Source organism: Pseudomonas sp. R45(2017) (genome assembly GCF_002112305.1).
GTDB lineage: Bacteria > Pseudomonadota > Gammaproteobacteria > Pseudomonadales > Pseudomonadaceae > Aquipseudomonas > Aquipseudomonas paraglycinae.
This window is the reverse complement of record NZ_NEHH01000006.1, coordinates 48,093-63,188: the sequence shown is the minus strand read 5'-3', so window position 1 is coordinate 63,188 and position 15,096 is coordinate 48,093. Positions and strand designations below refer to the sequence as shown.

11 protein-coding genes and 1 pseudogene are annotated in these 15,096 nt (G+C 57.0%); 9 read left to right on the top strand and 3 right to left on the bottom strand.

The window, feature by feature from the left end; all coding sequences use genetic code 11:
* Positions 1–335 precede the first annotated feature (335 nt).
* The 6 genes from CAF74_RS29010 to CAF74_RS15150 all read left to right on the top strand — a co-directional run bounded on the left by CAF74_RS29010 (position 336) and on the right by CAF74_RS15150 (position 9,359).
* Positions 336–1,622, top strand: coding sequence for a hypothetical protein (locus CAF74_RS29010; RefSeq protein WP_139832907.1), 1,287 nt, complete (start codon positions 336–338; stop codon positions 1,620–1,622).
* 250 nt (positions 1,623–1,872) lie between these two features.
* Positions 1,873–4,239, top strand: coding sequence for an EcoAI/FtnUII family type I restriction enzme subunit R (gene hsdR / locus CAF74_RS15170; protein WP_085746867.1), 2,367 nt, complete (start codon positions 1,873–1,875; stop codon positions 4,237–4,239).
* Positions 4,240–4,327: 88 nt separating this feature from the next.
* Positions 4,328–5,797, top strand: coding sequence for a class I SAM-dependent DNA methyltransferase (locus CAF74_RS15165; RefSeq protein WP_085746866.1), 1,470 nt, complete (start codon positions 4,328–4,330; stop codon positions 5,795–5,797).
* A complete protein-coding gene (locus CAF74_RS15160; RefSeq protein WP_085746865.1) occupies positions 5,794–8,136 on the top strand; it encodes a restriction endonuclease subunit S in 2,343 nt (780 codons plus the stop codon). The genes CAF74_RS15165 and CAF74_RS15160 overlap by 4 nt, the downstream gene beginning before the upstream one ends.
* A 245-nt stretch (positions 8,137–8,381) precedes the next feature.
* Entirely contained in the window at positions 8,382–8,852 is a 471-nt protein-coding gene (locus CAF74_RS15155; protein WP_236191682.1) for a cysteine hydrolase family protein, read from the top strand.
* Positions 8,853–8,990: 138 nt separating this feature from the next.
* Positions 8,991–9,359 carry a DUF6124 family protein gene (locus CAF74_RS15150; protein ID WP_085746864.1) on the top strand — a complete coding sequence of 123 codons (369 nt, stop codon included), beginning with the start codon at positions 8,991–8,993 and terminating at the stop codon, positions 9,357–9,359.
* Between the two features lie 95 nt (positions 9,360–9,454).
* On the opposite strand, the gene CAF74_RS15145 is transcribed toward CAF74_RS15150, so the two are convergent.
* On the bottom strand, positions 9,455–10,033 hold the full coding sequence (locus CAF74_RS15145) for a GNAT family N-acetyltransferase (RefSeq protein WP_085746863.1): 579 nt from the start codon (positions 10,031–10,033) through the stop codon (positions 9,455–9,457).
* A gap of 143 nt (positions 10,034–10,176) precedes the next feature.
* On the opposite strand from CAF74_RS15145, the gene rimJ reads away from it, so the two are divergent.
* The gene (gene rimJ / locus CAF74_RS15140; RefSeq protein ID WP_085746862.1) at positions 10,177–10,764 is read left to right on the top strand and encodes a ribosomal protein S5-alanine N-acetyltransferase; all 588 of its coding nucleotides are present in this window, start codon (positions 10,177–10,179) and stop codon (positions 10,762–10,764) included.
* 67 nt (positions 10,765–10,831) lie between these two features.
* On the top strand, positions 10,832–12,265 hold the full coding sequence (locus CAF74_RS15135; protein WP_085746861.1) for a glycosyltransferase family 39 protein: 1,434 nt from the start codon (positions 10,832–10,834) through the stop codon (positions 12,263–12,265).
* Between the two features lie 65 nt (positions 12,266–12,330).
* On the opposite strand, the gene CAF74_RS15130 is transcribed toward CAF74_RS15135, so the two are convergent.
* The gene (locus CAF74_RS15130) at positions 12,331–13,152 is read right to left on the bottom strand and encodes a phosphatase PAP2 family protein (protein WP_085746860.1); all 822 of its coding nucleotides are present in this window, start codon (positions 13,150–13,152) and stop codon (positions 12,331–12,333) included.
* Positions 13,149–13,820 carry a histidine phosphatase family protein gene (locus CAF74_RS15125; RefSeq protein ID WP_085746859.1) on the bottom strand — a complete coding sequence of 224 codons (672 nt, stop codon included), beginning with the start codon at positions 13,818–13,820 and terminating at the stop codon, positions 13,149–13,151. Before CAF74_RS15125 ends, CAF74_RS15130 begins: the two co-directional genes overlap by 4 nt.
* 244 nt (positions 13,821–14,064) lie before the next feature.
* Here CAF74_RS15125 and CAF74_RS29675 point away from each other — a divergent pair.
* Positions 14,065–15,078: pseudogene (locus CAF74_RS29675) on the top strand (methyl-accepting chemotaxis protein); the annotation flags it as partial.
* Positions 15,079–15,096: the final 18 nt, after the last annotated feature.

Here is a 15,096-nt window from a genome sequence, read left to right as displayed (position 1 = left end):
GGAGCCTTGTCATGAAAAAAGACACCCGAGGCCAAATGAAAAAGGACCTCCCCACTCGCCTGCCGAGGCAGCGGGCGAGTGAACTCGGAGAGTTTTGCCGCATCGTTGGCAACCGGCTTAGCTTCGTAAGACCGGATGTCCGGACGCTTACGGCGTGTTTCAGCCGCAGCTCCGTTGAGATGGCGTTAAATCTAGGCGTGACAGGTACGGCTATCTGGCATAACCGGCGATTGGTGGCGAGTTTTGAAAAGGGGTCTCGTTCTATTAGAATTGCGCACCTCGCAAAGCCAGAACGACCAAATGGCATTTGATCCCCAAGGAAGGAATACTCTCTAATGACCGGTGAAGTGGAACAGCAGACCACCGCGCAAAACACACTACCCGAAACGCCAACGGAGATATCGAGACCTACCAGCTACCGGCAAGCGCTGTCTGGACTGCTTGCCGACATCAAATGGTGGCTTCCCTTGGCAGCGACATTAATTTCAACTTCACTTCTAACCAAATATTTGTGGCTTATCCATCACCCAGAATTGATTCTGAGCTCTTTGGGAAACCCATCGAACCTCGTAGCTTGGCTGTTTTTTACTTCACTCGTTCTAGCTTCACTTCTGGTTATCGTATCAGTGCCGTCGTTAGCCTTCATGATGTGTATTACACAATGTTCGCCCGGAAGGGAGTTAGAAAAAACGCTCGCCTTTCGATTCAGCCTTATTGTCGGCGGAGGATACGGACTACTCTCGCTTAATTTACTGGGTTCAACCTTTGGTATAGCCGTTGCTCCTGGCTACTTTTTCGTACTTGTCGCATTTGCTGCTGCTTGGGCAGCGTGGCATGTCCTCTGCAGCGAATCATCGCTCAAGGAAAAAGTACTGGAGCTCTCGCCCGGGCCTCGTAAACCTTGGCGTAGAAAAGGCTATCGCGCCGTTCGGCTTGGATGGCTAGGTCTATTGCTCGCTTTTACTTCAATGAGCGGAGTGTTTCCGGCTCAACTAGGTATTATGGCTTGGCGCGGCGGAGAGAACGGCTGGGAAGCACTTGGGGCTATCGGCGTCTGCTTGTTGATCATGTGTCTTTACCTAGCGCCTGTTATGTCTTTCTATTTATCGGAAGGCAACGTGCTGCAGCGTACCGGTCGAGCCGCTCTTGCCATGCTGGTATGCACTTTTGCCAATGCCGTTTTACTTCCTGCAATCTTGGATTTGTGGGTCTATTCCGCAGGCAATCTGATCAAGATCAGGGACAATACCGAGCTGAATTATGTCCTGGACGAAAAGGATTACCCAAAGGAGGTTTTTAATAAAAATCTCTGGCAGCTGGAGGCCTACGGAGGGCCCAATGGTTTGTACAGTGTGAGGGCGTTCCGTCAGTTTCGCTTTGGGGACATATTGTTGATCTGCCCTGGCCGACACAGAAATGTCGAACTGAAGAAGATAGGTAGCTACGCGCATCTATGCATTACGTTGTCTGACTCCAAGGTGAAAGTGGCGGCGCCTGTTGTAAGCAAGGACATCGCAGTGCTTCCCAAGCCGGACTGTGTTTTGGCGGCTCAAACGCCTACGCCCACTCCGCTATTGATTAAAAACACGGGGACATGCCTGTACCGAAGTCTTTATAAGTGAACGTACTCCGCCATGCGAATCAGGCGCAAGCCTGTACTCTGACGTTTGCTTTACTCAGGTATATACCTGAAAGGCACCGTTTCTGTGCGTGGCAATTAGGCGGATAGAGCAAACCGACGCAACTAGGGATTAGAAGCGTCCTCTTTCCGGGCGTACTACGCTGCGTGTCAGCCCAGCGTGCCAATACTGGCAGCATGCCTCCAGCCCGATCTGGTAAAGTCCACGGCAAGCCATAGGGACATAGCCAGCCATGGACAAGAAATCACTTTCCGAGCGCGACATCTGCAGCAAATACATCGCCCCCGCCATTCAGCAAGCTGGATGGGACATGCACAAGCAGGTGCGCGAGGAAGTCAGCTTTACCAAGGGCCGCATTATCGTCCGGGGCAAACTTCACAGCCGTGGCGAAGCACGCCGTGCAGACTTCATCCTCTATCACCAGGCCAACTTGCCTATCGCTGTGATCGAGGCTAAGGACAACAAACACTCCGTTGGCTCCGGCATGCAGCAAGCGCTCGCCTATGCAGAGGCGCTAGACGTACCGTTCGTGTTCTCCAGCAATGGCGACGGCTTCCTGTTTCACGACCGCAGTGGCACAGGCAGCCAGATAGAAAGCGAACTCACCCTTGATCAATTCCCCAGCCCTGCCGAACTCTGGCACCGCTACTGCCAGTGGAAGGGTCTGGATAATACCGCCCAGCGCAAGATCGAAGCCCCCTACTACGACGACGGCTCCGGGCGCATGCCTCGCTATTACCAGATGAATGCAATCAACCGCACAGTCGAGGCTGTGGCGCGCGGCCAAGACCGTATCTTGCTGGTGATGGCTACGGGCACCGGTAAGACCTACACAGCTTTCCAAATCATCTGGCGACTGTGGAAATCGAAACAGAAGAAACGCATCCTGTTTCTGGCCGACCGCAACATCCTGGTCGACCAGACCAAAAACAACGACTTTAAGCCCTTCGGCCAGGCGATGACCAAAATCGCCAAACGCCAGATTGATACCTCCTACGAGATCTACCTGTCGCTCTATCAGGCTGTCACCGGCACTGATGAAGAGATGAACATCTACAAGCAGTTCTCCCGCGACTTCTTCGACCTGATCGTGATCGACGAATGCCACCGTGGCAGCGCCTCAGAGGACTCCGCCTGGCGTGAAATCCTCGACTACTTCTCCGGTGCCACCCATGTCGGCCTCACTGCCACACCGAAGGAAACCAAAGAGGTATCAAGCATCACTTACTTCGGTGAGCCGATCTACAGCTACACCCTGAAGCAAGGCATCGAAGACGGCTTTCTCGCCCCCTACAAAGTGGTTCGCATTGATTTCGACAAAGACCTGCAAGGCTGGCGGCCACACAAAGGCATGCTCGATAAGAACGGCGAACTGATCGAAGACCGCATCTACAACCTAAAGGACATGGACCGTACGCTGGTTATCGAAGCGCGCACCCAACTGGTGGCGAAGAAGGTCACCGAACTGCTAACGGCCACCGATCCATTTCAGAAAACCATCGTCTTCTGCGACGACATCAACCACGCCGAGCGTATGCGCCAAGCCCTCGTCAATCTCAACCCCGAGCGAGTGGCTGAGAATCGCAAGTACGTCATGCGCATCACCGGCGATGACCAGGAAGGCAAGGCCGAGCTGGATAACTTCATCAACCCCGAAGAGCGTTACCCGGTGATTGCCACCACCAGCAAGCTGATGACCACCGGCGTCGATGCTCAGACCTGCAAGCTGATAGTGCTCGACCAGCACATCAAATCGATGACCGAATTCAAGCAAATCATCGGTCGCGGTACTCGTATCAACGAGGATTACGGCAAGTACTGGTTCACCATCATGGACTTCAAAAAGGCTACCGAGCTGTTTGCCGATCCTGCCTTCGACGGCGACCCGGTGGTGATTTACGCCCCAGATATCGACGACTCACCTGTACCGCCGGATGACCCACTTGCCGACGACGATGGCATCAGCGCAGGAAACGATAACGAGGGCAATGACCTGGATTTTACCGGCGAAGATGAGGGCAAAAAACGCATCAAGTACCTCATCGATAGCGTCCCGATTTACGTCGTCGCCGAGCGCGTGCAGTACTACGGTCCGGATGGTCGATTGATTACCGAGTCGCTGCACGATTACACCCGCGCCTGCGTGCAAAAACAGTTTGCTTCGCTGGATGACTTCCTGAGGCGTTGGAGTGATGCCGAGCAGAAAAAGGCCATCATCGAGGAGATGGCCATCCAGGGTGTGATGTGGGAAGCCTTGGCCGAAGAAGTGGAAAAGAAACAGGGCAAGCCGCTCGATCCGTTCGACCTGATCTGCCACGTCGCCTTCGATCAGCCCGCCCTATCACGGCGTGAGCGAGCCGAGCAGGTGAAAAAACGTAACTACTTTGCCAAGTATTCCGGAGCGGCCCGCCAAGTGTTGGAGGCGTTGCTGGATAAATACGCTGATACCGGTATCGAGCATATTGAGGACATCAAAATCCTGCAGCTTGAACCGTTTAGCCAGATTGGTGTGCCCATCGAATTGGTCAAGGCATTTGGCGGTAAAGCTGGTTACAGCAAGGCAATCCACGAACTGGAAGACGAGCTTTACGCAAGCTAAAGGCTAGACACCGACGACATGCCAAAGCACTCACTCCCACTATCCGGTAGAATTTCGCCCCCCTTGCGGTACGCGTTGAGAGAACACCATGTCCATTAGCTCCACCATCAAGTCGATTCAAGACATCATGCGCAAAGACGTCGGCGTAGACGGCGACGCCCAGCGCATTGGCCAGTTGGTCTGGCTGCTGTTCCTGAAGATCTTCGATGACCGCGAGCTGGAATGGGAACTGATGGACGACAACTACCGTTCGCCCATTCCCGACAGCTGCCGCTGGCGTACCTGGGCCGCCGACCCGGAAGGCATGACCGGCGATGCGCTGAAGGACTTTATCGACAATAACCTTTTTCCTCAGTTGCAGAACCTGCACGAGTACAGCAACACGCCCTCAGCCTTCGTGGTGCGCAGCGTGTTTGAAGACGCCTACAACTACATGAAGTCCGGGCAGTTGCTGCGCCAGGTGATCAACAAGATTCAGGAAGGCGTGGACTTCAACAAGGCCCAGGAACGTCACGAGTTCGGTAACCTCTACGAGCAACTACTGCGTGATCTACAGAACGCAGGTAACGCTGGTGAGTTCTACACACCCCGTCCGGTCACCGAGTTTATGGTGCGGATGGTCGATCCGAAGTTGGACGAAAAAGTTATGGACCCGGCCTGCGGCACCGGTGGTTTTCTCACCTGCGCCATCGAGCACAAGCGCAGCCGCTATGTAAATACCGCCGAGGACGAACGCATCCTGCAGGCCAGCATCTTCGGCGTGGAGAAAAAGCCGCTGCCGCACCTGCTGGCTACCACCAACATGATCCTGCACGGCATCGAGGTGCCCAGCCAGATCCGCCACGACAACACCCTAAGCAAACCGCTGATCAGCTGGGGCCCGAGTGAGCGCGTGCACTGCATCGTCGCCAACCCGCCGTTCGGCGGCATGGAAGAAGACGGCATCGAAACCAACTTCCCAGCCGCCTTCCGCACCCGCGAAACCGCCGACCTGTTTCTGGTGCTGATCATGCAACTGCTTAAAGACGGAGGCCGCGCCGCCGTGGTGCTGCCCGATGGCTTTCTGTTCGGCGAAGGCATCAAAAGCCGCATCAAGGAAAAGCTGCTGACCGAGTGCAACCTGCACACCATCGTTCGCCTGCCCAACGGCGTGTTCAGCCCCTACACCGGCATTAAGACCAACCTGTTGTTCTTCACTAAGGGCACGCCAACCAAACAGGTGTGGTTTTACGAACACCACTACCCGGCCGGCGTGAAGAACTACTCCAAGACTCGCCCCATGCGTATCGAAGAATTCGCCGTGGAAGAAGCCTGGTGGGGCAGCGAGGCCAATGGCTTTGCCGCTCGCGTGGAGAACGAATTCGCCTGGCAGGTCAGCGTCGAAGAGCTGCAAGCCCGCAACTGGAACCTGGACTGCAAGAACCCGCATATCGGCGAACAAATCAGCCACGACCCGGAGGAGTTGTTGCGTGATTACGCCAAGCTACAAGGCGAAATCAGCGACCTACGCGATCAGCTTAAGGCGGTGTTGGCCGAAGCCCTGGAGCGCCAGATATGACCGCGCTGCTCATCGACAACCTGCCGCTGCTGGCCGGTGCACCCAATGGCATCAAAAAGTTGCGCGAGCTAATTCTGGAACTGGCGGTGCGTGGCAAGTTGGTGCCGCAAGATCCTAGTGATGAGCCGGCCAGTGAGTTGCTCAAGCGCATTGCTGAGGAAAAGGCGCGGTTGGTAGCTGAGGGCAAGATCAAGAAGCAGAAGCCGCTGGCAGAGGTTGGCGAGGAAGCAGAAACGTTTGAATTGCCAGCAGGTTGGAAGTGGAGTTCATTAGCGCAAGTAGCATTTGTTAACCCTCGTAATGCTGCAGCAGACTCACTTGAAGTCTCGTTTGTGCCTATGACTTTTATTGGCACACGCTTCGATGATCAGCATGGGCAAGAACCTCGCCTCTGGGGTGAGGTGAAACAAGGTTTCACGCATTTTGCCGAAGGCGATATTGGTGTGGCGAAGATCACACCATGCTTTGAAAACAGCAAAGCATGCGTCTTTTCCAACCTAATGAATGGCTTGGGCGCGGGCACGACTGAGTTGCATATTGTTCGCCCTGCTAACGGAACCCTTGATCCTAGGTACGTACTGGCCTATCTGAAATCGCCACAGTTCTTGCTTGTTGGCGAAACCAAGATGACAGGGACAGCAGGTCAGAAACGATTGCCCAAAGACTTTGTTGAGGCAAATCCGTTTCCACTGCCCCCTCTCGCCGAACAACACCGCATCGTTGCCAAAGTCGATGAGCTGATGGCCCTGTGCGACCGGCTGGATACCCAGCAGGCCGACGCCGGAAGCGCCCACGCCCAACTGGTAAAAGCGCTGCTCGACAGCCTGACCCAAGCCAGCGACGCTACCGACTTCGCCACCAACTGGCAACGCCTGGCCGAACACTTCCACACCCTGTTCACCACCGAACCCAGCATCGACGCTCTCAAACAAACGCTGTTGCAACTAGCCGTGATGGGCAAACTGGTGCCGCAAGTCTCTAGTGATGAACCGGCCGACGAGCTACTGGCGCATTTGGCTAAAGATCGAAGTGATTACGCAGCTGTACACAAGATTGCTGTGACGAAGCCAGAGCCAATATCCGAGTACGATCAGAGAGTCTCTCTACCCGCAGGATGGGCATGGACACGCCTCTGCTCTATGTTCAGGGTAATTACAGATGGCGACCATCAATCACCACCGAAATCCACTGACGGAATTGCATTTCTAACTATCGGAAACGTGACCAAAGGACATCTTGATTTCTCAAATTGCCGTTTCGTACCACAGGATTACTTCAATCAAATCGCGCTTTACCGTCGCCCAGAAATAGGCGACATCCTTTATACAGTTGTCGGGGCGACGTATGGCCGGCCCATAGCAGTTGATAGCCCACGGGATTTTTGCGTACAACGCCATATTGCGATCCTCAAAGGTAGCGAACTGCTTAACTCTGCATTTGCCTGTTATTTACTGTCCTCCCCGTGGGTATACGAGCAAGCAACTCAAAGCACGACCGGCACAGCACAACCTACAATCCCGTTGCGACCGTTACGCAACTTTCTCGTCATGCTGCCACCGCTTGCAGAACAACACCGCATCGTCGCCAAAGTTGATCAGCTCATGGCACTCTGCAATCAACTCAAAACCCGCCTAACCCAGGCTCGCCAGTTGAACGAACAGTTGGCCTGCACCCTAGTCGAACGAGCCCTTTCCGAAGACGGCCAACGGGCTACCATTCCCACAGACCGTCAAGTAGCCCGTACCTTACTCGCAGCAGAAATTACTCATCGACTGCATAGTCAACGTACCTTCGGCCAACGCAAGCTGCAGAAAGTGATTTACCTAGCCGAGCACGTGGCCAGAATCGCAGCCATCCAAGGTGATTACCTGCGCGACGCCGCCGGCCCCCACGATCGCCAGTTGATGAATAAGGTTGAAGGAGAGCTGCAAAACAATCAGTGGTACGAACGCATCGAGCGCGAGACTGTTGGCCATGCTTACCGCCCGCTTTCGCAAGCAGGGCAGCATCGGCAGGCGTATAGCAGCGCCTGGTCGGCCGCTGAGCGCATCACGATTGAGCAGGTCATTGAGCTAATGCGGGACTGGGATACGGACCGTTGCGAAATGACTGTGACGCTCTATGCCGCCTGGAACGACTTCATCCTAGAGGGCCGACCGGTTACCGATAAAGACATCGTGAACGAAGTCATGCATAGCTGGAACGACACGAAACTGCGCTTTGGCAAAACCGAATGGTTGGCGATACTCGCAGAGATGAAAAAGCACAAAATCCTGATGCCCACCGGCTTTGGTAAGCGCACTAAGGGTGGCATGCTCAGCTTGCCCGGTTTCGAGTAAACAGATGATCCTTTTGAGCACCCTCTGCAAGATACGGGTACGAAGCATATTGCTCGATCCAACCTCTCGCGGCATTCCAATTGGTATTCCAAAGAAATTTACAAACTAACGTTAATTAATTAAATCAAATACCTAATAACCCAATTCAGATTACCCCGGCCCACCAACTCTCAACGACAAGGCCCGCCCAGTGCGGGCCTTGTCGCATCTGGAGATTCATCCCGGGAGACCTCATGCGCTAGGCACTGCTGATCATCGACGTCCAACCCTGCTTCTCCCCGCCCCAATGGCTGATCGACAGCATTCAATCACTGATCGGCAAACTGCCAAGCGTCGCCACGGTCGAGCGCCATGATGAAATCCGCACCCCCTTCCAGCGTCAGCTCGGCTGGCACCCGCCAGCGGATTACGACAGCCTGATCGCCGCAGACCGCATCTTCATCAAGTACGGCAACGCACCCTCCCCGGACACCCTCGACTACCTGAAAAGCCTGAATCTGGATCGCGTGCTGGTTTGCGGCTTGCAAACCGAAACCTGCTGCCTGGCTGCCGGGGTTGCGTTGTTCGATGCCGGTTTGCAGCCGACGTTGCTCACGGATCTGACGGTGGGTTCGTCGCTGGATCGCTCGGGCGGGCTGGGTGTGCGGTTGTGGGAACATCACTTCAAGCACACGCTGACGTCGAGTGAACTTCGCTCCTGTCTGCAGGCGTCCTAGGAAATTTCCCGCAACCCGCGTCGACTTTCATGAACTGGTTCAAGATGCTTCCAAACGCTAGTCTTCGCGCTCCGCTGCAACCCGGCAGATGGTTTACCAAAGGAATTCGCCGGGAGCCTGAAACCATGGAGCCTCGTCATGAAAAAAGACACCCGAAGCCTGCCTGATCAAACACCGCCTCACGAAACCGAATCGAAAGAACCGGCTGTGCTTGCCCAGCCTCAGGAATACGTGAGAAAGCCGCGTCGCACCCTGCCTTTCAACGAGATTTTCTCCGTGCGCACCGACGTGGACACGGCCACTCTGCTGACCCATGCCTGCGAAACCCTTGCGGCGCTGAACATGGTGACGGCCAACATCGCCGATGATTTCACGGGCTCTCAGCGCAGCCGGTTGCTGGCGATCCGGCAGTTGTCGATCATGACTGAAATGCTGGTCAATCGCGCCGTGGAGAACCTGGATCCGGTGAATCTGGTGCCCCGTACGACGGCGCCTGTCGTGCACTGAAAAACGACCGCTCGTCGATGACGCAAGTCGTTCATCGACATGAACTTTTCTTCACCCCAGCGGCGGTGATGGCCGTGTACATTGGCCTCGCTCATTCAAGAAACTACGGTTCGCCCGCGCTCCTGCGGGCTTTTTTTTGCCTGCGGTTTGCCTGGCAGGCGATAGACGCAGGTGTCTTGCTCGCCGTGCCGTTCCGATTGCCGGGCCCCGGGGTGGATCCTGACCAACACGAACCCGACAGCCTCGGCCAGACGCCGGCTTCTCGCATTGGCTGAGGAAGCGGTCAGGTAAAAGGTGAACTCAGGAAGGTTGTTGAGCAGATGTGTGAGGGCGGCGCGCATGTAGCCCTTGCCCGATTGCTCGGTGTTGGCCCAATAACCCACGACGTAGCGGTTGCGCGAGCGGGGCTTGAGTCCGATGCAACCGATCAGCGCTTGCCCGTCCTCGGTCACGATCAGCCATCGTCGCTCGCCGGTTTCACTGTTGAACTCTTTTTGGGCCTTCAGCAGAAACTCGAGCGCCTGCTCCGCGTTGGTGTACTCACGCGGCCAGGGCAGAAATTCCGAATGATCGAGGTAGCTGGCGTTCAGCGCCTGCTGAAACAACGAGTAAAACGCCGGATCCGCGGGTATCAGTCGCAGCGAGTGCTCCCCCGTCTTGAATGCCCATTCCATCATGTCCTCCTTGAACGACGAATCTCATAACCGGATGTGAAGTGAATCAGGGAAATTTATAGTGCTCTGCGTTCGGCGATCCAGTTGTGTTTTCCATCCGTCCGGACAATTCTGTCAATCATCCCCTGCTTCCGGAGCACCCGATGCCGCTGCTGACCCTACCCTGTCAACGCCTGACGCTCGCGGTACTCGACCCGGATCAAGCGCCGCTGGAAAGCGCGTTCTACCAGCGCAATCAACGCCACCTCGCTCCATGGTCGCCGATTCGTATCACCGATTACTTTTCTACTGAACAGATCCGCCGACGCCTGGAGATACAAGCCAGCGCCTTCGAAGCCGGGCTCGCGGTGCATATGGCGTTGCTGACCCCGGATGGTGAGCAGATGATCGGCGCCTGCAATTTCAGCGGGATCATTCGCGGTGCGTTTCAGGCGTGCTATCTGGGTTATCACATCGACGAGGCGCATCAGGGTAAGGGTTTGATGCAGGAAGCGCTGGAGGCGGCCATCGCCTATATGTTCGAGACCCAGAACCTGCACCGGATCATGGCCAACTACATTCCCGGCAATGAGCGCAGCGCCCGGTTGCTGGAGCGCCTCGGGTTCGAGCGTGAAGGCTATGCCAAGGCGTACCTGAACATTGCCGGGCGCTGGCAGGATCATGTGCTGACGGCGCGGGTCAATCCGCGTTTCGAAACGTCGGAGCAACGCTGGTCGCGACCGCTGTCGTGACGTTCACAAATTATTAAGGAATGGCCGCGTAAGCTCGGGTTTCCGCTCACTTCCGGTTGCCTGAACCATGTCGCGTGCCGCCTCTTCCCTGCTTCTGCTTGCCGCCCTGCTGTTCTTTTTCGCCCTTGGCAACCATCAACTGCAAGGCTCCACCGAGGCTCGGGTCGCGGGCATTGCGATGGAGATGCACCTGGACAACGACTGGGTGACACCGCGTCTGTTCGGCGAGCCCTTTCTGGAAAAACCGCCCCTGAGCCTGTGGCTGGACGCCGGCGCCCTGCGGGTTTTCGGTGTCTCGCCCTGGGCGGTGCGACTGGCGTCGGCGGTGGCCGGGTTGCTCAGCGTGATGCTGCTGTACGCCATGTTGCGCCGCTTCGAACGCCCGAAGGCCATCGCCTGGACGGCGGGGGTTCTGCTGGCGACCATGGCCAGTTACTGGAGCAACGTGCGCGGGGTCGGCGAGGATGCTCTGCTTGCTCTCGGCGTGACCATGGTGTTGCTGGCGTTTTTTCAAGCGCAGCGGGCATCGACCTCAGGCAACTCGTTGCTGTTTGTAGTCGGGATTGCGATTGCCACGTTGAGCAAGGGCGTGCTCGGGCTGGCGATGCCGGGCGTGGTGATTTTCGCTTTTCTGCTGGCCGACAACCTGATGGACAAGCGCTTCAAGCTGACGGACTGGCTGCGTCCGGGTTTGCTGACCCTTGTCGGCCTAATCCCGCTGATGATCTGGCTCGCCGTGCTGTATCAGCGCGGCGGCGTCCAGGCGGTCAGCGAAGTGTTGCTGACCAACAGCGTAGGACGTTTCAGCGGATCGTTCGTCGAAGCCGGGCACTACGAGCCGTTCTACTACTACCTCGCCAAGTTGCCGCAGGCATTTCTGCCCTGGAACATTCTGGTGTATCTGGGGTTGTGGCATTTTCGCAAGGAGCTGAAGGCCAACCGTTACCTGCTATTTTTCAGCCTGTGGATCATCGCGCAGTTCATCCTGCTGACCCTGGCCTCGAGCAAACGTACGGTGTACCTGATGTCGATGACACCCGCAGCGGCAGTGATCGCGGCGGAATATGCGGGCGTACTGTTCGACAGATTGAAGGATCACAAGAATGGTTTTGTCGGACGAATCGCCCGTCATCGTCAGACAGTGGCGGTTGGCATATTGGCGGTGGTCATAGCCAGCTACCTGGGCGCCGCGCAATGGGCACTGCCGAACGCCGATAAACACCTGTCGTTCCTGCCGCTGACCGAACACATCCAGTCGCTGCAAGAGAGCGGCAATCATGTCGCACTGTTTCAAGCCAACGAGCGGGTCGGCGGCGCCAGCGTGTTTTATACCCGGAGCATCCTCAAGGGCCTGGACACCGATGCGCAATTGAAGGACTTCCTCAGCGCATCGCCCTCGCACATCGCCGTGATGTCGGGAGACAGCGAACCCGCCGCACCGCTGAAAGTCCACAAGACCATGATGGTCGGGCGCCAGGCGTATTACTTCGTCGGCTATTGATGCCACGACAGCACAAACGAAAAACCCGCCGGTGATGGCGGGTTTCCCATTTCAGCGGCGAGGCCTCAGAGAGAAACCTCAGGCTGCGCAGCGAACACCCGTCGCTCACGCTTGCTCAACACCGGCAATTCCAGACGAGCCCGCCCGTAGAACGCCAGCGCCGTCAGCAAACACGCCAGCCACACGAAGATACCGGCCCAGAACGTGTGGGACATGTAATGCCAGCCCTGTAGGACTCGCGTAGTGCCGTAGACAAAACCGAGCAGCAGCGAGCCCCACAACAACGCGCTGGAGAAACGCCATTGATAACGACGCGCCACGAAATACAGCGCCAGCATGGTGAAGCCACCGGAAGCATGACCGCCCGGCCAGCAACGCCCTTCACCCGCTTCGTGGAACAGCTGGAAATTGTTGTACCACTCGATGTGCGGCATCTTTCCGCCGTACAGCGTGGTCTCGATCGGGCAGTAGACGCTGGTGTGTGCCTTGAGGAAATGGATCACCCCGGTGCAGACCGCGAAAGCCACCACCACAAACAGAAAATCCCTACGGTGCTCGGCGGCAAAGCGCAGCACCGGGGTGACTTTGCAGCGTTCGAGAAAACCGCCCAGTTGCGGATGCTTTTGCGGTTTCACCAGCGGCCAGACAAACGACAATATCGCGCCGATCAAGGCGATTTCCGCCGTCCAGTTCGGAATGATCCGCGCCCACTTGTGGGTCAGTTTTTCAAAGAAGTGAATCTTGTCGAGCGGAAAGGTGTGGGTCAGTGGATCGAACAGCAAATTGCTGAAAGCGATGTCGATGTTGGTCATGTCGAACATCAGAAAAACCACAGCTGCGCAGAGCAGCGGGATGCCGAAGTTGTAAGCATAAAAGCGGGATTTCATCGGGTGGTCACCGTGCGCCAGTCGGAGGCTTCAATGAAGCCGAGCATCTGTGGGGCCGCCGGGCTGGCGGCGGAAACAAACAGCGATGCGCCGTACCCGAGAGTCGAGGCCGGCACCTTGAGGTCTTTTTCCAGCTGCGCCATGCATTCGCTGTGGGTCACCAGAATCAGGTTGCGTCCCGGGACTTTGTGCGCGAGCGCGTCCTGCAACATCCGGCCCTTGCAACTGATCAGCCAGTCTTCGCCGGTCGCCGCCTTGTTGAACATGTAGCCGGCGGTCTGCACCGTGCGCATCATCGGGCTGTTGTAGACGTCGGCCTTGTCCAGGCCCAACTGCTCGAACTGCGCGCCGACGCTCACCGCGACACTGCGCGAGCGATCGGTGATGCCATCGTGGCCGCTCAGGCACGGGGCTTTCGAGTGGTCGCAGCGCTCGACGTGGCGCACCAGCACGATGATTTCACCCTTGTTCCAACCGTCCTTCAGCTCCTGCGCCCCGGCCATGTTGCCGTGGGCAAGGTCCGGCACCGCCGCCGGGGCGAGCAGCCAGAGGGTCAGCGGAATGACCAGCACCGAGGCCGCCAATATCACCCAGGTGTTTCGAAAACGGGTCAGACCGCTCAGATCAATCGAGCGCTTGACGCCGAACAGACTCAGTCGCAATTCCACAAAAAGCCGCCATCACGTGTCATTCGATGCGGCGAGGTTAGAGAGCACGGCGTGGGCAGGCAGTGAAACCCATGTGAAAAAAGTCTTGTGAGTGCCTGTTACAAATTCCGTAGGACAAAAACCTTTCAGCTCTCGGATTTGCGGCCGATACAGTCCTGCTTACACCCTTGCTGGCGCAAAAAAACAACAATCTTCCAGCCTGACCGACGATCAAGACGCACAACGTTTTTCTGGAGGATTTTTGATGAATAGCTGGTTCGGCAACATCAGCGTGAACCTGAAACTGGGGCTCGGATTCGGCCTCGTCCTGGCCCTGACCTGCATCCTGGCGCTCACCGGCTGGACCAGTCTGGGCGGCCTGATTGACCGCAGCAACTGGATGAGCGACATCACCCAGCTCAACGCTGGCCTGACCAAACTGCGCGTGGTGCGCCTGCAATACATGCTGACCAACGGCGACGAAACCGCCGCGCAGAACGTGCAGACCACCCTCGACGGGTTCGCCGCACAACAGCAGAAACTGATCAGCAGCTTCAAGAGTCCGGAAAACGTCAAGCTGCTCAAGGAGCAGGCGGCGACCATCGCCGAGTACCAGACTTCGCTCAACAAGATGCGTAACGCCTACCGCACCGGCAACACGGCGCGCGACTCGATGGCCACCAGTGCCGCGACGGCTTACGGCCTTATCGAAGCGCTGAGCAACCGCGTCCAGCAAATGCCGCTGAGCGATGAGCGTTTCGAGCAGTTCCAGGCCGTCACCGCCGCCAAGGAAGCGTTCATCCTGGCGCGCTACGAAGTGCGCGGTTACACCGCCACCGCCAACGCCGAAACCGAGCAGAAAGCCGTCGGCCAACTGGACGTGGCCATCGCCAGCCTCAAGCCACTGAACACGCATTTCGCCAGCACCCAACAGGACGCCCTGCGTCAGCTGGAAACCGCACTGACCAGCTACCGCAGCGCCTTGCAGGCCTTCAAGAACGCCAACACCGATGCGGTGCAGGCGCGCAAGGAAATGACCGATCAGGGCACGACCATCGTGAGCCTGAGCGAGCAGCTGTATCAGATCCAGCTCGATCGCCGTGACGCCGAAAGCGCCCAGGCCCGCACCCTGCAACTGATCAGCACCCTGCTGGCGTTGCTGGTCGGCATCATCGCTGCCTTCATCATCACCCGTCAGATCACCCGTCCGCTGCAGGAAACCATGGCCGTGGTCGACCGCATCGCCAGCGGCGACCTGAGCCACAACGTGATCGTCACCCGCCGCGACGAACTCGGC